Consider the following 24,505-nt stretch of genomic DNA (forward strand, 5'->3'; position numbering starts at 1 on the left):
CGCCCTGACCGGTCCGGGCCGGCTCCCGCTCTCAGGCGACCGCACTCGACACCGCCCCGTCCGCACGGCGTAGCGCCGGGTCGGCCGGGCCAGCCAGCTCGACCGGGTCGACCGGGCCGACCGCGCCCAGGGCGCCGCGGACCGCCTCCGCCACCCGCGCCACCTCCCGCTCCGTCAGCGAGGGGTGCACCGGGAGCGAGAGCACCTCGGCCGCCGCCAGGTCCGTCTCCGGCAGCTCCCACCGGCCCCGGAAGGGCGGCAGCCGGTGGATCGGCACCGGGTAGTACACCTCGCTGCCCACCCCCGCCGCCGCCAACTCGCCGCGCAGCCGGTCCCGTCGGCCGCCGAGGACGCGCACGGTGTACTGGTGGTAGACGTGCCGGGCCCCGGCCGCCACCGCCGGGGTGACCAGCCCGGCCGCGCCGAGGCCGGCCAACTCGCGGTCCAGCAGGGCCGCATGGGCGCGTCGCCGCTCGTTGGCGACCGGCAGCCGCCGCAGCTGGACCCGGCCGACGGCCGCGGAGACGTCCGTCATCCGCAGGTTGGCCCCGACGATCTCGTTCCGGTAGCGCTGCTCCATGCCCTGGTTGCGCAGCAGCCGCAGCTTCCGGGCCACCGCCGGGTCGGCCACCGTCACCATGCCGCCCTCCAGGGCGTGCATGTTCTTGGTCGGGTAGAAGCTGAAGCAGCCCGCCGCCCCGAAGGCGCCGGCCGCAGTGGCGCCCAGGGCTGCGCCGTGCGCCTGGCAGGCGTCCTCCACCACGGCCAGTCCGTGCCGCTCCGCCAGCCTCCCCAACCCGCCCATGGCGGCGGGGTGCCCGTACAGGTGGACGGGGAGCAGCGCTGCCGTACGGGGGCCGACGGCGGCGGCCGCGGCGGCCGGGTCCAGGCCGAAGCTCCCGGGCTCGATGTCGGCGAAGACCGGCTCGGCCCCGGCCAGCCGGACGGCGTTGGCGGTGGCGGCGAAGGAGAACGAGGGCACCACCACCTCGTCGCCCGGCCCGATGCCGAGGGCCAGCAGGGCCAGGTGGAGGGCGGAGGTGCCCGAGTTGACGGCCACGCACTCCCGGCCGTCCACCAGCTCCGCGAACTCCCGCTCGAACGCCGCGACCTCGGGCCCCTGGACCACCGAGCCGGAGCGCAGCACGCGCACCGCCGCCGCGATCTCCTCGTCCCCGATCACCGGCCGCGCCACCGGCACCGGCCCCTCCGTGCTGCCGGTCTGCCCCGCCATCCCCGCCCAACTCCTCGTGCCCGTGCGGTACTCCGGGATGTCAACGAGCAGCGACACCCCGGAGTCACGGAATCCACCCTCACGAGTGAACGCACCGCACACCTGATCACCGGGTCAGCCGATCGCCACCTCGGCGTACATCCGCGCGATCACGTCCTCGATGGCCGGCTCGCGCACCGAGAGGTCGACCAGCGGGTACCGCTCCGCGACCGCCGCCACCAGCGGGGCGGCGCTCTGCTCGGCCGGGAAGGCCAGCCACTGCCTCGGCCCCTCGACCTTCACCACCCGGGCTCCGGGCACCGCGATCTCCGGCCCCTCCTCGGCCAGGTCGACCACCAGGGTGCGCTCGCTCTCCGCCGCCGCGTGCAGCCCGTCCAGGCCGCCGTCGTAGACCACCCGCCCGTGGTCGATCACCATCACCCGGCCGCACAGCTGCTCGATGTCGGTCAGGTCGTGGGTGGTGAGCAGGACCGTGGTGCCCCGGTCCCGGTTGACCTCGCGCAGGAACTCGCGGACCCGGGCCTTGCTCACCACGTCCAGCCCGATGGTGGGCTCGTCCAGGTAGAGCACCTGCGGGTCGTGCAGCAGGGCCGCCGCCAGGTCGCCGCGCATCCGCTGGCCGAGCGAGAGCTGGCGCACCGGGGTGTCCAACAGGCTTCCCAGGTCCAGCAGTTCGACGCAGCGTCCGAGGTTCTCCCGGTACCGGGCGTCGGGGATGCGGTAGATCCGCCGGGCCAGCTCGTAGGAGTCGCGCAGCGGCAGGTCCCACCAGAGGGTGGTGCGCTGGCCGAACACCACCCCGATCCGGCGGGCCAGCTGCACCCGCTCCCGGGCGGGCTCGACCCCGGCCACCCGCAGCCGGCCGGCCGTGGGCACCAGGATGCCGGTGAGCATCTTGATGGTGGTGGACTTCCCGGCGCCGTTCGGCCCGATGTAGCCGACGCACTCGCCGGCCTCCACCCGGAAGCTCAGCCCGTCCACCGCGCGGACCGTCCGCTTCTCCCGGCGGAACCGGCCGGCCTTCGCCCGCACGGTGAACTCCCGGCTGACGTCGTCGAGTTCGATCAGAGACATGTGTCCGTACCTCCGTACGCGAGAGTGGTCAGTTGCCGGTGCCGCGGTAGGCCCGCAGCCCGGCCCGCCAGGCCAGCCCGGCGGCCAGCACGCAGAGCAGGGCGGCCACCGGCGAGGCGAAGCGGAAGGCCTCGGGCAGGCCGAGCGGGTCCGGCTTGCCCAGGACGTGCAGCGCGGGCAGCCAGTTGACGAAGGCCAGCGGCAGGCCGAAGACGGTGCCCGCCACCACCTCCTTGGCGAAGACGGTCGGCGGGTACTGCAGCAGGGTGCCGCCGCCGTAGGTGAAGGCGTTCTGGAACTCGCCGGCCTCGCCCCACCAGAACTGCACGGTGGCGAAGCCGATGAAGACGGTGCAGAAGATGACGCTGCCGCAGACGAGCATCACCGCGAGCAGCAGCACCTTGTCCGCCGTCCACCGCACGTCCAGCCGCCCGATCGCCCAGCCCAGCACCGCGGCGGCCTGGATCGGACGGCCGACCCGGCGCAGGGTGAAGCGCTCGGCGCAGAGCTGGGCCAGCACGGCGGCGGGCCTGATCAGCATGGTGTCCAGGGTGCCGGTGCGGATCCGGTCGCCGAGCGCGTCCACGCAGCCGACCAGCAGGTTGGCCGTGCCGAGGGCGAAGCCGGAGGTGCCGTACAGGAAGGCGAGTTCGGCCAGCGACCAGCCGCCGAGCTGCTCGGTGTGCTGGAACATCAGCAGGATCACCACGAAGTCCAGCGCGGTGATCACGGTGCTGGCCACCAGCATCATGGTGAAGGAGGCCCGGTAGGCCATGCTGGCCCGGTTCCACATGGCGGCCACCAGCCACCAGGAGCGCAGCGCCCAGGCGGCCTTGGCGGCGAAGCCCTGGCGGGGGATCAGGAGTTCAGCCACCCTGGACCACCACCTTGCGGGTGGCCAGCAGCTGGACGCCCCGGCCGAGGGCCAGCAGGCCGACGGCCCAGGCGAGCTGGAAGGCCAGGCCGGTGAACAGGGCGGTGCCGGTGCGCCGTTCCAGGATGACGTCGGTGGGGATCTGCACCATGCCGGACCAGGGCAGCACGGTCGCCAGGGTGCCCAGCCAGCCGGGGTAGACCACCACCGGGAGCAGCGCGCCGGAGAAGAACATCGCGACCACCACCATCACCGAGCGGATGCCCTCCGAGTCGTGCAGCCAGAAGCCGGTGAGCGCGACCAGGAAGCGCAGCCCGAAGCTGACCACCACCGCGAGCAGCACCGAGAGCAGGAAGGCGGCCCAGACCAGCGGGCTGACGGGGAGGGCGAAGCCGAAGGCCAGCGCGCCGATCGCGGTGGGCGCCAGGCCCCGGCCGAGCAGCTGGAAACCGGCCCGGCCGAGGTCGGTCGCCAGCCACCAGCCCATGAAGTCCACCGGCCGGTAGAGGTCCACCGCGATGTCGCCGGTGCGGAAGCGCTGCTGGACGTCGTCCTGGAAGCCGCCGCCCCAGACCGCGACGGTCATCAGCAGCGACTGGCTGACCCAGATGTAGGCCACCGCCCGGTCGGCGTCGTAGCCGCCGAGCCCGGGGCGGGCCTGCCAGAGGGCCAGGAAGGTGTAGGCGAGGACGAAGCCGAAGACGGTGTTGGTGAAGACCCCGGCCAGGGTGGCCGCCCGGTAGGTCGAGTAGCGGCGGAACGCCCCGGCCGCCACCCCGAGGTAGAGCCGGGCGGTGCCCGACCGATCCGGAGGGCGGAGCCGCTGTGCGAGCAGCATCATATGTCTCCTTGTCGACTTTTCTGTCCGCACGGGGGCGCGCGGAGGCATGGCGAAGTGCGCGGCAGGAACGCACCCGGGGGCAGACCGGAGCGGCTCCGACCGGCTGGCCCCCGGGGGTGCCGGGAGTCGCGGGCGGAGCTGGTGGTCTGTGCTGGGACCTGCTGCGCTATGGGGTTGTCACCTTTCAACGTACCGCCGGCGCCCGCACCGCGCAGCCGATTTACCGCCGGACCGCCGCCGCGCCGCCCGCCGACCCACCACCCCGCCGGCCCCGCCCCTGCGCATTCCGCCTCGTCAAACCAGCTGATTCACTGTCAAATCGCCCATACTTCCCCCATGGACCAGCAGCCGGAGCGCCGAGACGCCGACGGACCGGCCCCCGACAGCCTGGAGTCGGAGGACCGGGCCGAGGGCTCCCGGCGCGACCGCCGTCGCGCCCGGCGCACGGCCCGCAGGACGCGCCGTCGGGCCCTGCCCTGGTGGCGTCGGCTGGTGCCCACCTGGCGGATGGTGGTCGCCACCCTGCTCACCCTGCTGCTGCTCGGCCTGGCCGGCTTCGTGACGCTCTACCTGATCGTCCCCGTCCCGGACCCGAACACCCGGGCGGTGGCCCAGAGCAACGTCTACTTCTACGCCGACGGCACCACCGAACTGGCCCGCACCGGCTCGGTGAACCGCCAGGACGTGCCGATCCGTCAGATCCCGCTGGACACCCAGCACGCGGTGGTCTCCGCCGAGGACCGCAGCTTCTACCGGAACAAGGGCGTCGACCTGCGCGGGATGGCGCGGGCGGCGTGGAACACCGCCACCGGCAAGGGCACCCAGGGCGGCTCCACCATCACCCAGCAGTACGTCAAGAACTACTACCTGACCCAGGACCAGACCCTGTCCCGCAAGGTCAGGGAGCTCTTCATCGCGCTCAAGGTCGACCAGCGGCAGAGCAAGGACGAGATCCTCCAGGGGTACCTCAACACCAGCTACTTCGGCCGCAACGCCTACGGCATCCAGACCGCCGCCAAGGCCTACTACGGGGTGGACGTCTCCCGGCTGAGCGTCGGTCAGGGCGCCTACCTGGCCGCCCTGTTGCAGGCCCCCAGCGCCTACGACGTGAAGACCGCCACCCCGGTCAACCGCGACCGCGCCCTGACCCGGTGGAACTACGTGCTGGACGGCATGGTCTCGCTCGGCTTCCTGGACGCCGCCGCCCGGGCCGCCACCGCCTTCCCCGAACCGCTGGACCCGCAGCCGGTCACCGGCCTCGGCGGCCAGGCCGGGTACCTGGTGGAGATCGCCGACTCCTACCTCACCGGCAACGACGTGCTGGACGCCGCCACCCTCAAGGCCGGCGGCTGGCGGATCACCACCACCTTCGACAAGGCCCGGCAGGACGCCTTCGTCCAGGCGGTGAAGGACGAGCTGACCAGCGAGCTGGACCCGGCCGCGCGCCCCGGCACCGACACCGACGTCCGGGTCGCCGGGGCCTCGGTGGAGCCGGCCACCGGGAAGCTGGTGGCCGCGTACGGCGGGCCGGACTACGCCAAGCAGCAGTACAACGACGCGCTCCGGCAGGACAACCAGGTCGGCTCCACCTTCAAGCCCTTCGACCTGGCGGCCGGGCTGGAGGGCGGCCGCACCCAGGACGGGCGGCCGATCACCACCCAGACCCTCTACGACGGCTCCACCCGCCGACCGGTGGTCGGCGGCCCGACCGCCTACGCCCCGCCCAACGAGGACGACGTCGACTACGGCTCGATCACCCTGCGGTACGCCATGGTGAAGTCGGTGAACTCGGTCTACGCCCAGGAGGGCGTGGACGCCGGGCTGGCGAAGGTCCGGGACACCGCCGTCCGGCTCGGACTGCCCGCGGCCACCCCCGGCATGGACCCGGCCAACTCCTCGATGACGCTGGGCACCGCCACCCCGAGCGCGGTGGACCTGGCCGCCGCCTACGCCGCGCTCGCCAACCACGGCCAGGCGTACGCCCCGTGGGCGGTGCTGAAGCTGGAGCGCTCCAGCGGCTACACCGACCTGCCCGAACTCCCCGCCCACACCGCCCGGGAGGCGGTCGGCCGGGGCACCGCCGACGCCGTCACCGACGTGCTCCAGGACGTCGTCGCCCCCGGCGGCACCGGCGCCCGGGCCCTCGGGCTGCGCCGCCCGGCGGCCGGCAAGACCGGCACCACCGACAGCAACCGGTCCGCCTGGTTCGCCGGGTACACGCCCGAACTGGCCACCGTGGTCGGCCTGTTCAGGGAGAACCCGGACACCCACGCCAAGGAGTCGCTGGCCGGCACGGCCGGCTACAGCCGGATCAACGGCGGGGCCTTCCCCACCCAGATCTGGACCGCCTACATGACCGGGGCGCTGCGCGGCTCCCCCGTGCGGCAGTTCGACCTCCAGCCCAGCCGGGGCAACGCGCAGCCGTCCGAACCGGCCTCGCCGACGGCCTCCGCGACGGCCTCGGCCACCGCCCCGCCCACCACCTCGCCGACGGCCTCCGCGACGGCCCCGAGCCGGACCCCGGTGGCCCCGCTCTCCCCCTCGTCCCCGCTCTCCCCGTCCCGGCGCCCGGACCGCTCCCCCACCGGCACGCCGTCCGGCAGCGGCTCCGCCACGGCGACCGGCCCGGCGACCGGCCCGGCCGCACCGCCCAGCCGGCTCCCCTCGCAGGGCACCAGCCGGGCACCGGGCCCGGCGGACCAGGAGGCCGCCGCTGCCCGCGCTCCCGAGTCCCCGTCAGGCCCTCAGAGGTAGAGCCCGGTCGAGCCCTCCGCGTCACCGAAACGGACGGCCGCCACCGCGTGCAGGTCGCGCTCGCGCAGCAGCACGTAGGTGGCGCCGCCCACCTCCACCTCCAGCTTGTCCTCCGGGTCGTACAGCACCCGGTCGCCCGGCTCCACCGAGCGCACGCTCTGGCCGACCGCGGCCGCCTCCGCCCAGGTGCAGCGCTTGGACAGCTCGGCGGTGGCCGGGATGAGGATGCCGCCGGTGGAGCGGCGCTCCCCCTCGCTGCCCTCGGTCTTCACCAGCACCCGGTCGTGCAGCATCTTGATCGGCAGCTTCTCGCCCAGACGCTCGTGCCTGGTCTGTTCCCGCTGCTCGTTCAGCTCTTCGTTCACGCCCCCGACGGTACCCGGACACCCGCGCCGGCGTGACGCCGGACCGGCACACGGAGACGGGGCCGGGCCCGATGGGCCCGACCCCGTCCGCCTGCTCCGCGTACTCAGTCGCGTCCGCGACCGCGCCGCCGCACCGCGGCGACCAGCAGCACCACGCCGACGCCGACCAGCGCCGCCGGGACGATCCGGTCCGGACGCGGCTGTCCCTTCTCGTCGGTGAACCGCGCCTTGAGCTGCTCCACCGCACCACTGGCGGCCACGTACGCCCGGCCGGCCTTCTCCTCGACCGCGCCCGCCACCTTGGCCTTGGTCTGGGCGGCGATGGTGCTCGGGTGCACCCGGACCGCCAGCTCGTCCAGGGTCGCCGCGAGCTGGGTGCGGGTGCGCGCGATGTCCGCCTCGATCTGTGCGGTGGACCGCCCCGCGTTCTGCTGTGCTCCGGCCTTGCCCACTCGGGCCACCCCTTCTCACTCGGTCTTGCGCTACGTCAGGTGTCAGTCTGTCAGCTCCCCGCCCGGGCCGCGCAGTGCCACCCACCAACGGAGGTAGGTTGGCCGAGGCACGACCCACGAGCGAGCACGAGGAGAAGCCCCACCATGAGCGAGCGCCTTCAGGCCGGCGACACCGCCCCCGCCTTCACCCTGCCGGACGCCGACGGCAACCAGGTCTCCCTCGCCGACCACCTCGGCCGCAAGGTGATCGTCTACTTCTACCCGGCCGCCCTCACCCCCGGCTGCACCAAGCAGGCCTGCGACTTCACCGACAACCTGGAGGTCTTCGCCGGCTCCGGCTACGACGTGATCGGCATCTCCCCGGACAAGCCGGCCAAGCTCGGCAAGTTCCGCGAGGCCGAGAACCTCAAGGTCACCCTGCTCGCCGACGAGGACCACGCCGTCCTGGAGGCCTACGCCGCCTACGGCGAGAAGGTCAACTACGGCCGCACCTACCAGGGCGTCATCCGGTCCACCGTGATCGTCGACGAGGAGGGCAAGGTCGAGCGCGCCCTCTACAACGTCAAGGCCACCGGCCACGTCGCCAAGCTGCTGCGCGACCTGAAGATCGAGACCGCCTGACCGTCCGTCAGGAACGCGAAGGAGCGGTGGCGGTGCACCCCCCGACCGGGTGCACCGCCACCGCCGTCTGTTACCTCAGCGCCTCAGTTCAGCAGGGGCCGAGGTCGGTCCACACGCCCCACTGACCGGTGGTCGAGGGGTCCTCGTTGGTCGTCCACCACTTGTTCTGGTAGTTGCGACCCTTCCAGGACACCTTGGTGGTGGTGGCGTACACGGCGCCGGCGCTCCAGCTCGGCGCGGTGCAGGTGCCGCCGGTCTGGCTGGCCGAGGGGCTGGCCGAGGCCGACGGGGAGGCCGAGGCGCTCGGGCTGGCCGAGGCGGACGGCGAGGCCGACGCGCTCGGGGAGGCCGAGGTGCTCGGCGAGGTGGACGGCGAGGGCGAGGTGGTCGCGCCGCCGCTGCCGCGGGTCAGGTCCACGGCCAGGCCGTAGAGGGTGCCGCCGACGTTCACGGTCCAGTTGCCGGGGGTCGAGACCGGCAGGTAGTAGGTGAAGTCCATGGTGAGCGAGGCGCCCGGGGCCAGCGACTGCCAGGACGGCAGCTTGACCGAGGCCCGGTTGTAGATGCCCTTCAGGCCGCCGACGTTGTTGCCGGTGTGGTCCTGACGGATCGTGGTGAGGCCGAAGCCTGAGGAGTCCTTGGCGTTGCCCGGGGCCGAGCTCGAGTAGTCGAACTGGAACTCGGTACCGCCCGGCAGGGTCACCGTGGAGTTGTTGGTGATCTGCAGCTTCGGGCTGATCGGGTAGTTCGAGTCGCCCAGCGCGAAGTTGTTGAACTGGATGTCGATCGGCAGGGTCTGCTTCGGCAGCGCGATGGTGGAGCGGGTCGCGCCGTAGCCGGAGGCGGCCTTGAACTTGTCGTACATCAGCGAGGTCAGGGTCGAGCCCGGGACGTACTGGTTCTTCGCGGCGTCCCACTTGTAGTCGCCCGCGAGCTCCCAGATCATCGCGCCGCCGATGCCGTTGTTCACGACGTAGTCGGCCTTGGCGCCGACCGACTGCTCGTCCTCGGTGGAGAGGAAGACCTTCTTCTGCGCGTTCCACAGCCACGGCGCGACCAGGGTCGAGTCGTAGTTGCGGGTGTAGGTGCCCTGGAGCGCGGTGTCGGTCAGGCCGTACTTGGAGAGGTAGTCGGGCAGGATGCCCTTCTCCAGGTTCTTGGCGTGCCACATCGGGTTGGAGCCCGCCGGGGACTCGACCCCGTTGGTGTCCTTGTCGTTCCAGAGGTTGTCGATGCCGACCGCGCCGTCACCACAGGTGGTCAGGCCGGAGCCCGCCGGGCAGGTGTTGGTCGAGGCGGTGCCCCAGAGACCGTTGGTGCCGCCGGTGACGTTCTTGAAGCCGCGGGTGTAGTACGGGAGGCCGACGTTGATCCGGCCGGCCGTCATCGCACCGCGGAAGTAGTGGTACGCCCAGTCGGTGTTGAGGTAGCCGATGCCGCCGTACTGCGAGGTGCCGTACACGTTGGCGGCGGCCAGCTCGGCGTCCTTGCCGTCGTCGAACAGCGAGGCGTTCGGGCCGACGTACTTGTTCCAGGCGCCGTGCAGGTCGTACGACATGATGTTGACGTAGTCCAGGTACTTCGCCATCTGGTACGTCTCCATGCCGCGGAGCAGGTACCCGGAGGACGGAGCGGCGACGGTCAGCATGTAGTGCTTGCCGTCGGCGGCGCCGGCCCGGTCCAGCTTCTCGCGCATGGTCTTCAGCAGGGCGTCGAAGGCCTTGACCAGCGAGCCGCGCTTGGCGTTCGCGGTGGTCCAGTCGAGCGGGTTGCCCGCGTCCTTCATCGAGGTGGCGTACTCGTAGTCGATGTCGACGCCGTTGAAGCCGTACTTCTTGATGAAGTCGACCGAGGAGTCCGCGAAGGTGTTGATGCCGGCCTGGTTGACCGAGCCGTCCGCGTTGACCGTGGTCGAGTAGAAGCCGCCCGAGTTGACGCGCTTGCCGTCGGCACCGAAGTAGCCGCCGGTCTCGGCCCAACCACCCACCGAGATCAGGGTCTTGACGTTCGGGTACTGCTTCTTGTACTTGGTCAGCAGGTTGAAGTGACCCTTGTACGGAAGCGTCGGGTCCATCTCCGCGCCGGCCACGCCGGGGAAGGTGATGCCGGTCGCCTCGTTGGTCGGGGTGTCGTCACCGACCGAGAGCTTGTTGCTGCCGTCGATGTGGCCGAAGGCGTAGTTGATGTGGGTGACCTTGTCCCACGGGACGTTGTTCACCAGGTAGGCGGGCGTGCCGTCCTTGCCGGTGCGCCAGCCGGTGAAGTAGCCGATGATGCGGCGCTGGTGGTCCGCGCCCATCTTCTCGCGGCCCTCGGTGTCGTAGACGCTGCAGTACGGGACGTCCACGCCGGGCGTGGTGTACATCCCGTCGGGGCGACAGGACTGGTTGTCGACGGCGGCGGCGGCCTGCGAGGGCGCGGTGCCGAGCGTGGCGACGAGCAGACCGGCCATGGCGGCGGCGGCAGAGGTGGCGAAGGCCACGCGCTTGCCGGACGTCCGACGGCCCGCAGCGGTGGGACGCTGCTCCGTCGTGGATCGGATCAACACTCGTTCCTCCAGGGGGAGAGTGCCGGCGCGCGCTGTGGGAACGCACGCTGTGGGGGAATTGCCGAGAAGCTATGTGGTCTGAACCACACAGGTCAATAGGTCTGTACCAATCGACGAAGAACCGAGACCTGAACCGTCAGGTGATCCTCATCACCCGTTCATCTTCCGTATGCGCGCGACCCCTTGGCCCCAGTGGTGCTTCGCATCCGGTGGCGTTCCGGGCCCGCCGTGCCACCGCTGCGGCATCGAGACGATCACGGTGACCCGGCCGGGCCCCGGGGTGCCGCCGTGGCCGGATCCGGCAGCGCCGACGGGCCGCCCCGGCGCACGCCCGGCGGGTACCGGCCGGAAGGCGGGTGCCGGGCGGCCGACCGGCCAAGTAGCATGGCGACGAAGCACCCTGCGGCCTTGGCGGAACGGCAGACGCGCTGGCTTTAGGTGCCCGTGAGGGAGACCTCGTGAGGGTTCGAATCCCTCAGGCCGCACAACGGGGAAGGCCCCCGCCTCCGAACCACTCGGAGGCGGGGGCCTTCTCACGTCGCGTCAGAGGGCGGCGCGGGCCTGACGGCGCTTCAGCCGAGCAGCTCCCGGACCACCGGCGCGAGTCCGCGGAAGGCCTGGCCCCGGTGGCTGATGGCGTTCTTCTCGTCCGGGGTGAGCTCGGCGCAGGTCCGGGTCTCGCCCAGCGGCTGGAGCACCGGGTCGTAGCCGAAGCCGCCGCTGCCGGCCGGCTCGGTGCGCAGCGTGCCGAGCAGCCGGCCCTCCACCACCCGCTCGGTGCCGTCCGGCAGGGCCAGCGCCGCCGCGCAGGCGAAGTGCGCGCCGCGGTGCGGCTCGGCGATGTCGGAGAGCTGGGCCAGCAGCAGGTCGAGGTTGGCCCGGTCGTCGCCGTGCTTCCCGGCCCAGCGGGCCGAGAAGATCCCGGGCGCGCCGTTCAGCACGTCCACGCAGAGCCCGGAGTCGTCGGCGACGGCGGGCAGGCCGGTGGCGCGCGCCAGCGCGTGCGCCTTCAGCAGGGCGTTCTCCGCGAAGGTCACGCCGGTCTCCCGGACGTCCGGGATCTCCGGGTAGGCGTCGGCCCCGACCAGCTCCACGTCGAGGCCGGCCGCACCGAGGATGTCGCGCAGCTCGGTCACCTTGTGCCGGTTCCGGGTGGCGAGGACGAGTCGTCGGGTAGTCATGCGGCCAGCCTAGGGTCTGGGAGGGACCCCGGGGCCCGCCGACCCGTCCTCGACGGAGCGTCAGCCGGTGCAGACCTTGGTGAGGTTGGCGGCGGCGTCGCCGAGCGGCTTGAGGTCGGGGACCTGCTTGCCGTTCGCCGCCTGCTGGAGCTTCTCGACCTGGGTCTGGAGGTCGGTGACCGCCTTGGCCACGTCGGTGTCGCTGGAGTTGCGGCCCAGCTGGTCCAGGTCGGTCTTGAGCTTCTGCAGCGCCTGGCCGGCCGCCTGCGGGTCGTTCTGGGCGTTCCCGAAGGCGCTGCTCACGTTGGCGATGTCGGTGCTGACGGTCACCGCGGTGTTGCCGCAGTCCAGCGCCTTCTGCGCGGCCGAGCAGCCCACCGCGAGCGGCAGCACCAGGGCGAGCGCGGCGACGGACAGGACGGTGGAGCGGTGGGTGCGGAACGGCATCGGGTCCTCCGGTCGGGTGGGCGGGCACCGGGGAGGACGAGTGACGGCCCTCCCCGGTTCCCGGACCGGTCCGCTCCGCGGGTCCCGACGCACGGTCAGGCCTGGAGCGACTCCAGCGCCTTCTTCTGGACCTCGTCCAGCTCGGCGCAGCCCAGGGTGCCCAGGTCGAGCAGCTGGTCCAGCAGCGCGCGGTCGAAGGGCGCGCCCTCGGCGGTGCCCTGGACCTCGACGAAGCGGCCGTCGGAGGTGCAGACGATGTTCATGTCGGTCTCGGCCCGGACGTCCTCCTCGTAGCGGAGGTCGAGCATCGGGACGCCGTCGATGATGCCGACGCTGACGGCGCTGACGCCGCCGGTGATCGGCTGGCCCTTGGCGCGCAGCAGCTTCTTCTCGCGGGCCCAGGAGACGGCGTCCACCAGGGCGACGTAGGCCCCGGTGATGGCGGCGGTGCGGGTGCCGCCGTCGGCCTGGAGCACGTCGCAGTCGAGCACGATGGTGTTCTCGGCCAGCGCGCGGTGGTCGATCACGGCGCGCAGCGAACGGCCGATCAGCCGGCTGATCTCGTGGGTGCGGCCGCCGATCTTGCCGCGGACCGACTCGCGGTCGCCGCGGGTGTTGGTGGCCCGGGGCAGCATGGCGTACTCGGCGGTGACCCAGCCCTCGCCGCTGCCCTTGCGCCAGCGCGGCACGCCCTCGGTGACGCTGGCGGTGCAGAGCACCTTGGTGTCCCCGTAGGAGACCAGGACGGAGCCTTCGGCGTGCTTGCTCCATCCGCGTTCGATGGTGACCGGGCGGAGCTGATCGGGCGTGCGGCCGTCGATGCGAGACATGGCCCCGAGCCTATCCGCTGCGGGCGCCCCACCCGGAAACGCTGAGGCCCGTCGACCCCCTGACGGGGTGACGGGCCGGAGCGGTGATCGGAGACCTGAGGGGGTCTCAGCTCACATCATGTCCTCGATGTCGGCGGCGATCGGGTCGGCGTCGGTGCCGATGACGACCTGGATCGCGGTGCCCATCTTGACGACGCCGTGGGCGCCGGCGGCCTTCAGCGCGGCCTCGTCGACCAGGGAGGAGTCCTTGACCTCGGTGCGGAGGCGGGTGATGCAGCCCTCGACCTCTTCGATGTTGTCGATCCCGCCGAGACCGGCGACGATCTTCTCAGCCTTGCTGGCCATGTCCTTCTCCCTCTGTCTCGGCCCCCGGCGGCTGTGCCCGGAGCCGTACCGCTCGGTGCTGGTGGCAGTGGCCGGAAAGTGACGCGGGCTCAGATGCCGCGCCCATGACGGCACCCGGACAGCATCGCCCGATTCCGACCGACTTGTCACGTTAGTCCACTTTTGGCCGAGCACGACGCGCGCGCCGCCGATGATCACCCGAGGATGACGATCAGTGGGAACTCGGACCCGTCGGACCCGCAGTGCCAGAAGTGGTCTACACCAATATTAGGTGCACTTCGGACAACGCGCCGACGCCCTCCGGTGTTCCTGCCCGGACCGGTTCGGCACTCGGAGGACGATGATGAGTTCGGCAGGCGCGGCAGTTCCGCAGAAACAGTGGTGGCACGGCCTGTACGGCGGCCTCCAGAAGATGGGCCGCAGCCTCCAGCTCCCGGTGGCCGTGCTCCCCGCCGCCGGCCTGCTCAACCGGATCGGCCAGCCCGACGTGTTCGGCGCCGACGGCCTCGGCTGGGACAACGTGGCCAAGGTCTTCGCGTCCGCCGGCGGCGCGCTGCTCAGCTCCACCCTCGGCCTGCCGCTGCTGTTCTGCATCGGCGTGGCGATCGGCATGGCGAAGAAGGCCGACGGTTCCACCGCGCTGGCCGCGGTGGTCGGCTTCCTGGTCTACTTCAACGTCCTCGCCGCCTTCCCCGAGGACTGCACCGGCGCGGCCAAGCTGGTCGGCAACCAGTGCGTGGACTACGCCGCCCAGAAGTCGTCCAACGCGGTCTACCAGAACCCCGGCGTGCTGGGCGGCATCGCGATCGGTCTGATGTCGGCCTGGCTCTGGGTCCGCTACCACCGGGTCAAGCTGGTCGACTGGCTCGGCTTCTTCAACGGCCGCCGCCTGGTCCCGATGATCACCGCCGTGATGGGCCTCGCCTTCGCCTGCCTCTGCCTCTGGGTCTGGCCGCCGATCGGCGACGCGCTCAACTCCTTCTCCGAGTGGCTCTCCGACCTGGACGCGGTGGGCTCCGGCATCTTCGGCCTCGCCAACCGCGCCCTGCTGCTGATCGGCATGCACCAGCTGCTGAACACCTTCCTCTGGTTCCAGTTCGGCTCCTTCACCAAGCCGGACGGCACCGTGGTGAACGGCGACATCAACCGCTTCCTGGCGGGCGACCCGACGGCCGGTCAGTTCACCTCCGGCTTCTTCCCCATCATGATGTTCGCCCTCCCGGCAGCCGCCCTGGCCATCGCGCACTGCGCCAAGCCGCACCGCCGCAAGGAGATCACCGGCCTGATGCTCTCGGTCGGCCTGACCTCCTTCGTCACCGGCGTCACCGAGCCGCTGGAGTACTCCTTCGCCTACATCGCCCCGGCGCTGTACGCCCTGCACGCGATCCTCACCGGCGTCTCGATGGCGGTCACCTGGGGCCTCGGCGTGCACGACGGCTTCTCCTTCTCGGCCGGCCTGATCGACTACGTCATCAACTGGAGCCTGGCCACCAAGCCCTGGATGATCATCCCGATCGGACTCTGCTTCGCGGTGGTCTACTACGTGGTCTTCCGCTTCGTCATCATCAAGTTCGACCTCAAGACCCCCGGACGCGAGGACGAGGACGAGGTCGAGGACGTCACCAAGGCCTGACCCTCCGTCAATCCGCCCGAAAGGCCCTCGGACCCACCGGTCCGGGGGCCTTTCGGCATGCCGGAGAAGGGACCAAGTGCCCTGGCGGAATTCACGCCGGAATTGGCAAAACCAGAAGTGTCGCAGTTATTTCCTCCGGACTTAAACGGCGTGTTAGAAAAGCTTTCGCACCCCACTGGTGTAGACCAATCGGCCGATCACCGATCGGTGCGCAACGCCGCCCACCGCCCGAAGGACAGCCCATGAGCACGACCGCCGCCGCACCGGCGAAGAGGCCCGGAGCCGGCCTCCTGCAAGGTCTCCAGAAGATCGGACGCAGCCTCCAGCTCCCGGTCGCCGTACTGCCGGCCGCCGGCATCCTGCTCCGCCTCGGCCAGGACGACGTCTTCGGCAAGGACGGCCTCGGCTGGGGCAAGGTGGCCACGGTCTTCGCGACCGCGGGCGACGCCGTCTTCGCCAACCTGCCGCTGCTGTTCTGCGTCGGCGTGGCGATCGGCTACGCCAAGAAGGCGGACGGCTCCACCGCACTCGCCGCCCTGGTCGGCTACCTGGTGTTCCACAACGTCCTGACGGCCTTTCCGATGGCCGGCACCGTCACCGAGGCGCTGCCCAAGGGATCACCACAGAACCCCGGGGTGTTCGGCGGCATCGTGATCGGCCTGCTGAGCGCGATCCTGTGGCAGAAGTACCACCGCACCAAGCTGGTCGACTGGCTCGGCTTCTTCAACGGCCGCCGCCTGGTCCCGATCATCATGGCCTTCGTCGGCACCCTGGTCGGCGTGGTGGTCGGCCTGGCCTGGGGCCCGATCGGCACCGGCCTGACCAACGCGAGCGACTGGCTGGTCGGCCTCGGATCGGCGGGCGCCGGAATCTACGGCGTGGCCAACCGGATGCTGATCCCGATCGGCATGCACCAGTTCCTCAACACCTTCTTCCAGCAGCAGGTCGGCAGCTTCACCGACGCCTCCGGCCACACCTGGGTCGGCGACATCCCGCGCTTCTTCCACGGTGACCCGACGGCGGGTCAGTTCATGTCCGGCTTCTTCCCGATCATGATGTTCGGCCTCCCGGCCGCCGCCATCGCCATCGCGCACTGCGCCCGCCCGGAACGCCGCAAGGCCGTGATGGGCATGATGGTCTCGGTCGCGCTGACCAGCTTCATCACCGGCGTCACCGAGCCGATCGAGTTCTCCTTCATGTTCATCGCCCCGGTGCTGTACGTGATCCACGCACTGCTCACCGGCCTCTCGATGGCGCTCACCTGGGCACTCGGGGTGCACGACGGCTTCAGCTTCTCGGCCGGCCTGATCGACTACGCGCTGAACTGGAACCTCGCCACCAAGCCCTGGATGATCATCCCGATCGGACTCTGCTTCGCGGCGCTCTACTACGGGCTCTTCCGCTTCGCGATCACCAAGTTCAACCTCACCACCCCGGGCCGCGAGCCCGAGGACGAGATCGAGGACATCACCAAGGACTGACACCCCCTCAGCCCGCGGCCCGCTCCCGGTGGAACCCCCACCCGGAGCGGGCCTTTTTGTTGCGCAACTCGCCAAAATCGCGATTACGGCGGGTAACCATGATCACCAATCCAAAAGAAGGTTTCGATTTCATAGCGCTTCCCACCTGCGCGGCACCCGGGGGTACCGAGGCTCCTCCGCCCGTGCTAGAAAACTGGTCTACACCACTAGTGGTGTAGACCAGTTCGCGGTTCGGCCCCCGATGCACCGCCCCCGACCGACCCGCCCTGACGTTGAGGAACCACCCCCATGACCACGACAGCAACGGCGCCGTCCCCGGCCAAGAAGGCCGGCCAGAGCCTGCTCCAGGGCCTGCAGAAGATCGGCCGCAGCCTCCAGCTCCCGATCGCCGTCCTCCCGGCCGCGGGTCTGCTGCTCCGCCTCGGCCAGGACGACGTGTTCGGCAAGGACGGCCTCGGCTGGGGCAAGGTCGCCGCCGTCTTCCTGACCGCCGGTGACGCCGTCTTCGCCAACCTGCCGCTGCTGTTCGCGGTGGGCATCGCGATCGGCTTCGCGAAGAAGGCCGACGGCTCCACCGCGCTCGCCGCGCTGGTCGGCTTCCTGGTCTACAAGAACGTGCTCACCGCGTTCCCGATCACCGAGGGCCACATCGCCGACGGCAAGTGGGTCGCCCCCACCTACCAGAACCCGGGCGTGCTCGGCGGCATCGTGATCGGCCTGCTGAGCGCGATCCTGTGGCAGAAGTACCACCGCACCAAGCTGGTCGACTGGCTCGGCTTCTTCAACGGCCGCCGCCTGGTCCCGATCATCATGGCCTTCGTCGGCACCGCCGTCGGTGTGTTCTTCGCGCTCTGCTGGGGCCCGATCGGCGACGCGATCGCCAGCCTGAACGACACCCTGATCGGTGCGGGCGCGCTCGGCGCCGGCGCCTTCGGCCTGATCAACCGCGGTCTGCTGCCGGTCGGCATGCACCAGTTCGTCAACTCGTACGCCTGGTTCCAGACCGGTGACTACACCAAGGCCGACGGCACCGTCGTGCACGGTGACATCACCCGCTTCTTCGCCGGCGACCCGACGGCCGGTCAGTTCACCTCCGGCTTCTTCCCGATCATGATGTTCGCGCTGCCCGCCGCCGCGCTGGCCATCGCGCACGCCGCCAAGCCCGAGCGCCGCGCCGCCGTGATGGGCATGATGATGTCGCTCGCGCTGACCTCCTTCGTCACCGGTGTGACCGAGCCGATCGAGTTCGCCTTCGTCTTCATCGCCCCCGCGCTGTACGTGATCCACGCCGTGCTGACCGCCGTCTCGATGGCCGTCACCTGGGCGCTCGGCGTGAAGGTCGGTTTCACCTTCTCCGCCGGTCTGATCGACTTCGGCCTGGCCTACTCCAAGGCCAGCTCGCCGCTGCTGATCATCCCGATCGGCCTGGTCTTCGCGGCCCTCTACTACGTCCTGTTCCGCTGGGCGATCGTGAAGTTCGACCTCAAGACCCCCGGTCGCGAGGACGACGCCGAGATCGAGGACATCACCAAGGCCTGATCCGGCCCCCGCTCCACCCCACCGACCCCGACCGGCAACTGCCGGTCGGGGTCGGTGCGTTGTGGACGGAGGTTGACGGGCCGCCAGGACCGCTGGTCCACTGGGGGCATGCGCGCCTCGTGCTTCCTGGTGACCCGCGACCACATCGACTTCGGTCGCGTGTGGTCGGCGGCGTGTCGTCGCTGCGGTTGATCCCAGCCCAGACACGACACCACCTCCGGAAGGCCGAGGCCCCGCCGTGCCCCACTCCCTGCTGCTCTCCTCCGGTCTGGACGGCCCCGGGCCGCTGACCGCCGCGCACTACACCGAACTCGCCCTGCTCGCCGAGCGCGGCGGGCTGGACTTCGTCACCCTAGACGACTCGCTCGCCCCCGGCTCCAACCTGCTGGACGCCCTCGCGGTGTTCGCCCGGGTCGCCCCCGCCACCTCGCGGATCGGGCTCGTCCCGACCGTCACCACCACCCACACCGAGCCCTTCCACACCTCGCTCGCGGTGAACACCCTGGACTGGGTGAGCGAGGGCCGGGCCGGCTGGCTGGTCGACGTCTCGGCCACCGAGGAGGAGGCCCGGGCCTTCGGCCGCCGGGCGGTGCTGCCCGTCGAGGAGCTGTGGCAGGAGGCCGCCGACGCCGTCGAGGTGGCCGCCCGGCTCTGGGACAGCTGGGAGGACGACGCGGAGATCCGTGACCTGGCCACCGGCCGCTTCGTCGACCGGGAGAAGCTGCACTACGCGGACTTCGAGGGCCGGTGGTTCTCGGTCAAGGGCCCCTCGATCACCCCGCGCCCGCCGCAGGGCCGCCCGGTGGTGGCGGTCCGGCTCGACCACCAGGAGACCGGCGCCCGGCGGGAGTTGGCGCTCCACCAGGCCGACCTGGTACTGCTGGACGCCCCCTCCCCGCAGACCGCCGCCACCGCCCGGGCCGCGCTGCGGACCGCCGCCGGGCGCGAGCTGCTGGTGCTGGCCCGGGTCTCCCCCGGCGTCCGCCCGGCCGACTGGGCCGGCGCGGTGGACGGCCTGCACCTGGTGCCCCGTCATCTGCCCGCCGACCTGCGGGAGTTCATCGACGCCACGGCGGCCGGCAGCGGCCGCGGCGGGACCCTGCGGGACCGGCTCGGCCTGGCCCGTCCGGTCTCCCGCTACGCCGCCGTGGCCGGAGCCGCCCGATGAGCCGGACGCAGAAGAAGCAGGTGCACCTCGCCGCGCACTTCCCCGGCGTCAACAACACCACCGTCTGGGCCGATCCGGCCTCCCGGAGCCAGATCGAGTTCAGCTCCTTCCACGAGCTGGCCCGCACCGCCGAGCGCGGCCTGTTCGACTTCTTCTTCCTCGCCGAGGGTCTGCGGCTGCGCGAGGTGAACGGCCGCATCCACGACCTGGACGTGCTCGGCCGCCCCGAGTCGATCACCGTGCTGAACGCGCTGGCCGCCGTCACCACCCACCTCGGTCTGGCCGCCACGGTCAGCGCCACCTTCAACGAGCCGTACGAACTCGCCCGTCGGCTGGCCTCCCTGGACTTCCTCTCGGACGGCCGGGCGGCCTGGAACGTGGTCACCTCCAACGACGCCTTCACCGGCGCGAACTTCCGCCGGGGCGGCTACCTGGACCACGCCGACCGGTACCGGCGGGCCGAGGAGTTCGTCCAGCTGGCCTCGGAGTTCTGGGCCTCGGACGGCAGGGCGGTGCTCCACTCCGGGCCGCAGTTCACCGTCGAGGGCGCAGGGCCGCTGCCGCCCTCGCCGCAGGGGCGGCCGGTGATCATCCAGGCCGGGGACTCGGACGAGGGGCGGGAGTTCGCCGCCGCCCACGCCGACGTGGTGTTCAGCCGGCACTCCACCCCGGAGGCCGGCCGGGCCTTCCACGCCGACGTGAAGCGGCGGCTGGCGGCGTACGGGCGGCGGCCGGAGCAGCTGAAGATCATGCCGGGGGTGACCTTCGTGCTCGGCTCCACCGAGGCGGAGGCCGCCGAGCGCTCGGCGCTGATCCGCCGTCAGCAGGTCGGCCCGCGCACCGCGCTGGCCCACCTGGAGCAGATCTGGGGCCTCGACCTCTCCGACCACGACCCGGACGGCCCGCTCCCGGCCGCCGACCCGGTGATCGGCTCCGCCCTCGTCCAGGGCCGCACCCGGCTCGGCTATCCGCTCGAACTCGCGGCCCGTTACCGGAAGCTGGCCACCGAGAAGGGGCTCAGCTCGCGCGAGGTGGTGATCGAGCTGAGCGGCCGCCACTCCTTCGTCGGCACGCCGGAGTCGGTGGCCGCGGCCCTGGACGAGCACGTCCAGCGCGACGCGGCGGACGGCTTCATCCTGATCCCGCACCTGACGCCGGGCGGGCTGGACGACTTCGTCGAGCACGTGGTGCCGCTGCTCCAGCGGCGCGGCGTGCACCGCACCGAGTATCCGGTGGGGACGCTGCGGGAGCGGCTGACCGGCAGCCCCTGACCCCCGCCGGGCGCCCGGCGCCGTCAGAGCTGGTAGACGGCGCCGGGGCGGGCCACCTCGACCGGTCCGGCGAAGGCGGCCTGGGCGTCCCGGCGGTTGACCTCGGGGTCGGTCCACGGCGGGATGTGGGTGAGCACCAGCCGGCCGACCCCGGCGGCGGCCGCGTGCTGCCCGGCCTCGCGGCCGTTCAGGTGGACCGCCGCGAAGGTCTCCTTGCCGTCCGTGTAGGCCGCCTCGCAGAGGAACAGCTCGGTGCCCCGGGCGAGTTCGACCAGCTCCGGGCACTCGCCGGTGTCCCCGGAGTAGACCAGGCTGCGGCCCTCGTGCTCGATCCGGAAGGCGAAGGCCTCCACCGGGTGGTTCACCCGGGCCACCGTGATCCGCAGCGGGCCGAGCTCGAAGCTGCCCTCGGCGAGCGTGTGGAAGTCGAACACCTCGGTCATGCCCGGCTGTTCGGGCATGTCGTAGGCGCGGGCCAGCCGCTCGGCGGTGCCGGTCGGGCCGTACACCGGCACCGGGTCCGGGCAGCCCTCCATGCGGTAGTTGCGGGCCACCCAGTAGGCGCAGAGGTCGATGCAGTGATCGGCGTGCAGGTGGCTGAGCAGGATGGCGTCGATCTCGTAGAGCCCGGCGTACTTCTGCAGCGCGCCGAGCGCGCCGTTGCCGAGGTCCAGCAGGACCCGGTAGCCGTCGGCCTCGACCAGGTAACTGGAGCAGGGGGACTCGGCCGAGGGGAAGCTCCCCGAGCACCCCACCACGGTCAGTTTCATGCCGAGCCCCTCCACCCCGTCTGGTCATGGTCCGAGCCCCGGACGCCCACCGACTGGCGGTGGCCGGGCTGCCTGACGAGAGTAAGGGCCGGACGTCACTTTGCCCCCGTCCCCGTGCCGTGCTGTGGCTGATGTCACCAGAACGGGCCGCCGACGGCGGACGGGGCGTCACCGGTTCCCCGGGCGGTTGCGGGCCCAGGCCCGGATGGTCTCCGCGAACCAGCGCGGGTGGCCGCTGCCGTCCACCACGTCCGGGTCGGGCAGCAGGCCGTGGCGGCGGTAGTTGCGGACCGTGTCGGGCTGGACGTTGATGTGCCGGGCGATCTCCGAGTAGGACCACAACTCGCGGCTGCAAAAGGACATCTGGGCCACCTTCAGGTGCGGGTGATCTTCCGTGGTCAGCTTTTCCGGCCCAACGAGAATCTTTAGGGCGGAACGGACTCCGTGGTCGTTCCGTGACGAATCGGCAGCACCGAACGGATAAATCCCCGAGTGTCACGACGCTCCGGGCCCTCCGGGGTACGGTCTCCGGATGGACAAGGTGCTGATCACACTGCTGGTGGTGGCCGCGCTCGCGGTCGTGCTGTGGCTGCTGCGCAGGCGCGCCACCCCGGCGCCCGCACCCCGCCGCACGCCCTCCGGCCCGGTCCGCACCACCGGCCGCCCGGCACCGCAGGAGATCTGGTGGGCCGAGGTCCCGTTCGAGGACGGGCCCGGGGCCAAGGACCGCCCCTGCCTGGTGCTCGGCGTGAACCGCCGCACCGCCACGGTCGTGAAGATCACCAGCAAGCACCACGCCGGCCGCCCCGGTGTGCTCCCGCTGCCGCCCGGCTCGGTCGGCGACCGCCAGGGCCGGGCCAGCTGGCTGGAGACCGACGAGCTCCGCGAGGTGCCGGTGACCGCCTTCCGCCGCAGGGTCGGCAAGGTCGACGGACAGACCTGGTCCCGGGTGCAGCGCGCCCTGCGCTAGAACCGCGGAAGGCGCACTCCCCCGCTGGGGAGTGCGCCTTCCGGCGGTGCGTCCGACCGGGCGTCAGGCCCAGAGCTGGCCCTGCAAGGCCTCGACCGCGGCCTCGGTGGTCTCGGCGGTGTAGATGCCGGTGGAGAGGTACTTCCAGCCGCCGTCGGCGACCACGAACACCACGTCCGCCCGCTCGCCGGCCTGGGCGGCCTTGCGGCCGACGCCGATCGCGGCGTGCAGGATGGCGCCGGTGGAGACGCCGGCGAAGATGCCCTCCTGCTGGAGCAGCTCCCGGGTGCGGCGCACCGCGTCCTCGGAGGTCACCGAGTACCGGGTGGTGAGCACCTCGGCGTCGTACAGCTCCGGGACGAAGCCCTCGTCCAGGTTGCGCAGCCCGTAGACCAGGTCGTCGTAGCGCGGCTCGGCCGCCACCACCTGGACGCCGGGGACCTTCTCGCGCAGGTACCGGCCGACGCCCATCAGGGTGCCGGTGGTGCCCAGGCCCGCCACGAAGTGGGTGACGGTCGGCAGGTCGGCGAGGATCTCCGGGCCGGTGCCGGCGTAGTGCGCACCGGCGTTGTCCGGGTTGCCGTACTGGTAGAGCATCACCCAGTCGGGGTGCTCGGCGGCGATCTCCTTGGCGATCCGGACGGCGGTGTTGGAGCCGCCGGCCGCCGGGGAGGCGATGATCTCCGCGCCCCACATCCGGAGCAGCTCGCGGCGCTCCTCGCTGGTGTTCTCCGGCATCACGCAGACCATCCGGTAGCCCTTGAGCTTGGCCGCCATGGCGAGCGAGATGCCGGTGTTGCCGCTGGTGGGCTCCAGGATGGTGCAGCCGGGGGTGAGCAGCCCCGCGGCCTCGGCCCGCTCGATCATGTGCAGGGCCGGCCGGTCCTTGATCGATCCGGTCGGGTTGCGGTCCTCCAGCTTGGCCCAGAGGGTCACCTGCCCCTCCCCGTTGCCGGGCACGGCGGCGGAGATGCGGGGCAGGCGGACCAACGGGGTGTTGCCGACGGCTTCGAGCGGGCTGTCGTACCTCATCAGACCGAGCCACCGGCCACGGCGGGGAGGATGGTGACGCTGTCGCCGTCGTTCAGGCCGGTCTCGATGCCGTCCAGGAAGCGGACGTCCTCGTCGTTCAGGTAGACGTTCACGAAGCGGCGCAGCTCGCCGTTGTCCAGCAGGCGGGCGGCGATGCCCGGGTGGCGGACGTCCAGGTCGGCGAAGAGCTCGCCGAGGCTGGCACCGGCACCCTCGACGGACTTGGCGCCGTCGGTGTAGGTGCGGAGGATGGTCGGGATGCGGACCTCGATGGCCATGACTGCGCTCCTGTGGAGGTGGGTTCGGGGTGGGCCGCAGGGGCGCGGCAGGGCGGTGCGATCCCCGTACGGGGCAAGGCGGTTGGCCGGGCTCAGCGAGCGGCGGCGGGGCCGGGACAGATCGCGCTGGCGAGCCGGCACAGGTCGACGTGCAGGCGCGCGACAAGGCGGGTGCCCTGGGCCTGGTTGCTCACATCGACGGAACGCATGGGCTCATCGTATAGATTCCCCGCCCCGCTCCGACATCCACGTCTCGCCATCCGGATGAATGTGTGTCACATCCCGGGACAGGCCGAGGGCCCGCCGCGCACCGGCGGGGTGCTGCGACGGGCCCTTCGGCCCTGCTCAGTAGGCCTCGACGAGCACCACGGGCTCCTCGGTGATGACCCCGTCGACGATCCGGAAGGAACGGAACTGGAACGGGTCGCCCGGCTCGGTGCCCTCGGCGGTGGAGACCAGCACGTAGTGGGCGTTCGGCTCGGAGGCGTAGCTCACGTCGGTGCGGGAGGGGTAGGCCTCGGTGGCGGTGTGGGAGTGGTAGACCACCACCGGCTCCTCGTCCCGGTCGTCCATCTCCCGGTAGAGCTTGAGCAGGTCCCCGGAGTCGAACTCGTAGAAGGTGGGCGAGCGGGCGGCGTTGAGCATCGGGACGAACCGCTCCGGGCGGTCGGTGCCGGCCGGGCCGGCGACCACGCCGCACGCCTCGTCCGGGTGGTCCGCGCGGGAGTGGGCGACGATCGCGTCGTGCAGCTCTCGGGTGATGGTCAGCATCCGGTCAGGATAGCCACGGCCCCCGC

Annotated in this window: 25 protein-coding genes and 1 tRNA gene; 9 read left to right on the forward strand and 17 right to left on the reverse strand. The window is 71.6% G+C overall.

From position 1 onward, the window contains the following. Positions 1-31: 31 nt before the first annotated feature. The 4 genes from ACWEPF_RS05685 to ACWEPF_RS05700 all read right to left on the reverse strand — a co-directional run bounded on the left by ACWEPF_RS05685 (position 32) and on the right by ACWEPF_RS05700 (position 4,020). Positions 32-1,234, reverse strand: coding sequence for a DegT/DnrJ/EryC1/StrS family aminotransferase (locus tag ACWEPF_RS05685; protein WP_452171561.1), 1,203 nt, complete (start codon positions 1,232-1,234; stop codon positions 32-34). A 114-nt stretch (positions 1,235-1,348) separates the two neighbouring features. Further along, positions 1,349-2,308, reverse strand: a complete 960-nt coding sequence (locus ACWEPF_RS05690; RefSeq protein ID WP_345290444.1) for an ABC transporter ATP-binding protein — start codon at positions 2,306-2,308, stop codon at positions 1,349-1,351. Between the two features lie 28 nt (positions 2,309-2,336). Beyond that, positions 2,337-3,101 carry an ABC transporter permease gene (locus tag ACWEPF_RS05695; protein ID WP_380149643.1) on the reverse strand — a complete coding sequence of 255 codons (765 nt, stop codon included), beginning with the start codon at positions 3,099-3,101 and terminating at the stop codon, positions 2,337-2,339. Positions 3,102-3,174: 73 nt separating this feature from the next. After that, the gene (locus tag ACWEPF_RS05700) at positions 3,175-4,020 is read right to left on the reverse strand and encodes an ABC transporter permease (protein ID WP_452171562.1); all 846 of its coding nucleotides are present in this window, start codon (positions 4,018-4,020) and stop codon (positions 3,175-3,177) included. Between the two features lie 339 nt (positions 4,021-4,359). Here ACWEPF_RS05700 and ACWEPF_RS05705 point away from each other — a divergent pair, with 339 nt between their 5' ends. Continuing rightward, positions 4,360-6,777 carry a transglycosylase domain-containing protein gene (locus ACWEPF_RS05705; RefSeq protein ID WP_452171563.1) on the forward strand — a complete coding sequence of 806 codons (2,418 nt, stop codon included), beginning with the start codon at positions 4,360-4,362 and terminating at the stop codon, positions 6,775-6,777. On the opposite strand, the gene ACWEPF_RS05710 is transcribed toward ACWEPF_RS05705, so the two are convergent. Both ACWEPF_RS05710 and ACWEPF_RS05715 read right to left on the reverse strand, forming a co-directional pair. Continuing rightward, positions 6,768-7,070, reverse strand: a complete 303-nt coding sequence (locus ACWEPF_RS05710; protein WP_345290461.1) for a GroES family chaperonin — start codon at positions 7,068-7,070, stop codon at positions 6,768-6,770. The genes ACWEPF_RS05705 and ACWEPF_RS05710 overlap by 10 nt on opposite strands. 176 nt (positions 7,071-7,246) lie before the next feature. Then, positions 7,247-7,594 carry a DUF3618 domain-containing protein gene (locus ACWEPF_RS05715; RefSeq protein ID WP_345290440.1) on the reverse strand — a complete coding sequence of 116 codons (348 nt, stop codon included), beginning with the start codon at positions 7,592-7,594 and terminating at the stop codon, positions 7,247-7,249. A gap of 144 nt (positions 7,595-7,738) precedes the next feature. On the opposite strand from ACWEPF_RS05715, the gene bcp reads away from it, so the two are divergent. Next, positions 7,739-8,215, forward strand: coding sequence for a thioredoxin-dependent thiol peroxidase (bcp, locus tag ACWEPF_RS05720; protein WP_345290439.1), 477 nt, complete (start codon positions 7,739-7,741; stop codon positions 8,213-8,215). A gap of 88 nt (positions 8,216-8,303) precedes the next feature. Here bcp and ACWEPF_RS05725 read toward each other — a convergent pair whose 3' ends face one another. After that, positions 8,304-10,667, reverse strand: a complete 2,364-nt coding sequence (locus ACWEPF_RS05725) for a chitinase C-terminal domain-containing protein (RefSeq protein ID WP_452171628.1) — start codon at positions 10,665-10,667, stop codon at positions 8,304-8,306. A gap of 498 nt (positions 10,668-11,165) precedes the next feature. On the opposite strand from ACWEPF_RS05725, the gene ACWEPF_RS05730 reads away from it, so the two are divergent. After that, positions 11,166-11,248, forward strand: a tRNA-Leu gene (locus tag ACWEPF_RS05730). A gap of 87 nt (positions 11,249-11,335) precedes the next feature. On the opposite strand, the gene rdgB is transcribed toward ACWEPF_RS05730, so the two are convergent. The 4 genes from rdgB to ACWEPF_RS05750 form a co-directional block, all read right to left on the reverse strand. Beyond that, positions 11,336-11,944 carry an RdgB/HAM1 family non-canonical purine NTP pyrophosphatase gene (rdgB, locus tag ACWEPF_RS05735; protein WP_452171564.1) on the reverse strand — a complete coding sequence of 203 codons (609 nt, stop codon included), beginning with the start codon at positions 11,942-11,944 and terminating at the stop codon, positions 11,336-11,338. A 60-nt stretch (positions 11,945-12,004) separates the two neighbouring features. Further along, positions 12,005-12,391 (reverse strand): hypothetical protein, encoded by a 387-nt coding sequence (locus tag ACWEPF_RS05740; RefSeq protein ID WP_452171565.1) that lies wholly within the window; start codon positions 12,389-12,391, stop codon positions 12,005-12,007. A gap of 95 nt (positions 12,392-12,486) precedes the next feature. Further along, the gene (gene rph, locus ACWEPF_RS05745; RefSeq protein WP_345290436.1) at positions 12,487-13,221 is read right to left on the reverse strand and encodes a ribonuclease PH; all 735 of its coding nucleotides are present in this window, start codon (positions 13,219-13,221) and stop codon (positions 12,487-12,489) included. A gap of 111 nt (positions 13,222-13,332) precedes the next feature. Further along, positions 13,333-13,566 carry a PTS glucose/sucrose transporter subunit IIB gene (locus ACWEPF_RS05750; RefSeq protein WP_345290435.1) on the reverse strand — a complete coding sequence of 78 codons (234 nt, stop codon included), beginning with the start codon at positions 13,564-13,566 and terminating at the stop codon, positions 13,333-13,335. A 343-nt stretch (positions 13,567-13,909) separates the two neighbouring features. Between ACWEPF_RS05750 and ACWEPF_RS05755 the strand changes: the two genes are divergently transcribed. The 5 genes from ACWEPF_RS05755 to ACWEPF_RS05775 all read left to right on the forward strand — a co-directional run bounded on the left by ACWEPF_RS05755 (position 13,910) and on the right by ACWEPF_RS05775 (position 20,658). Further along, on the forward strand, positions 13,910-15,199 hold the full coding sequence (locus ACWEPF_RS05755; RefSeq protein ID WP_452171566.1) for a PTS transporter subunit EIIC: 1,290 nt from the start codon (positions 13,910-13,912) through the stop codon (positions 15,197-15,199). A gap of 242 nt (positions 15,200-15,441) precedes the next feature. Further along, entirely contained in the window at positions 15,442-16,680 is a 1,239-nt protein-coding gene (locus tag ACWEPF_RS05760; RefSeq protein WP_380149622.1) for a PTS transporter subunit EIIC, read from the forward strand. 288 nt (positions 16,681-16,968) lie between these two features. Further along, positions 16,969-18,219: a PTS transporter subunit EIIC gene (locus tag ACWEPF_RS05765; RefSeq protein WP_345290434.1), complete on the forward strand. Its 1,251-nt coding sequence runs from the start codon at positions 16,969-16,971 to the stop codon at positions 18,217-18,219. Positions 18,220-18,457: 238 nt separating this feature from the next. After that, positions 18,458-19,387, forward strand: a complete 930-nt coding sequence (locus tag ACWEPF_RS05770) for an LLM class flavin-dependent oxidoreductase (protein ID WP_452171567.1) — start codon at positions 18,458-18,460, stop codon at positions 19,385-19,387. Continuing rightward, a complete protein-coding gene (locus tag ACWEPF_RS05775) occupies positions 19,384-20,658 on the forward strand; it encodes an LLM class flavin-dependent oxidoreductase (RefSeq protein ID WP_452171568.1) in 1,275 nt (424 codons plus the stop codon). Before ACWEPF_RS05770 ends, ACWEPF_RS05775 begins: the two co-directional genes overlap by 4 nt. Before the next feature lie 23 nt (positions 20,659-20,681). Here ACWEPF_RS05775 and ACWEPF_RS05780 read toward each other — a convergent pair whose 3' ends face one another. After that, the gene (locus ACWEPF_RS05780; protein ID WP_345290431.1) at positions 20,682-21,428 is read right to left on the reverse strand and encodes an MBL fold metallo-hydrolase; all 747 of its coding nucleotides are present in this window, start codon (positions 21,426-21,428) and stop codon (positions 20,682-20,684) included. A gap of 168 nt (positions 21,429-21,596) precedes the next feature. Then, positions 21,597-21,791: a helix-turn-helix transcriptional regulator gene (locus tag ACWEPF_RS05785; protein ID WP_345290430.1), complete on the reverse strand. Its 195-nt coding sequence runs from the start codon at positions 21,789-21,791 to the stop codon at positions 21,597-21,599. A 169-nt stretch (positions 21,792-21,960) separates the two neighbouring features. Between ACWEPF_RS05785 and ACWEPF_RS05790 the strand changes: the two genes are divergently transcribed. After that, complete coding sequence (locus ACWEPF_RS05790) at positions 21,961-22,398, forward strand: type II toxin-antitoxin system PemK/MazF family toxin (RefSeq protein WP_452171569.1); 438 nt, start codon at positions 21,961-21,963, stop codon at positions 22,396-22,398. A gap of 63 nt (positions 22,399-22,461) precedes the next feature. On the opposite strand, the gene ACWEPF_RS05795 is transcribed toward ACWEPF_RS05790, so the two are convergent. The 4 genes from ACWEPF_RS05795 to ACWEPF_RS05810 form a co-directional block, all read right to left on the reverse strand. After that, complete coding sequence (locus ACWEPF_RS05795; protein ID WP_452171570.1) at positions 22,462-23,430, reverse strand: PLP-dependent cysteine synthase family protein; 969 nt, start codon at positions 23,428-23,430, stop codon at positions 22,462-22,464. Beyond that, positions 23,430-23,708 (reverse strand): MoaD/ThiS family protein, encoded by a 279-nt coding sequence (locus ACWEPF_RS05800; protein ID WP_452171571.1) that lies wholly within the window; start codon positions 23,706-23,708, stop codon positions 23,430-23,432. Before ACWEPF_RS05800 ends, ACWEPF_RS05795 begins: the two co-directional genes overlap by 1 nt. Positions 23,709-23,800: 92 nt before the next feature. Next, positions 23,801-23,917 carry a putative leader peptide gene (locus ACWEPF_RS05805; protein WP_345290426.1) on the reverse strand — a complete coding sequence of 39 codons (117 nt, stop codon included), beginning with the start codon at positions 23,915-23,917 and terminating at the stop codon, positions 23,801-23,803. 136 nt (positions 23,918-24,053) lie between these two features. Next, on the reverse strand, positions 24,054-24,479 hold the full coding sequence (locus tag ACWEPF_RS05810) for a Mov34/MPN/PAD-1 family protein (protein ID WP_452171572.1): 426 nt from the start codon (positions 24,477-24,479) through the stop codon (positions 24,054-24,056). Between the last annotated feature and the right edge of the window lie 26 nt (positions 24,480-24,505).

This window comes from Kitasatospora sp. NPDC004289 (assembly GCF_053602875.1).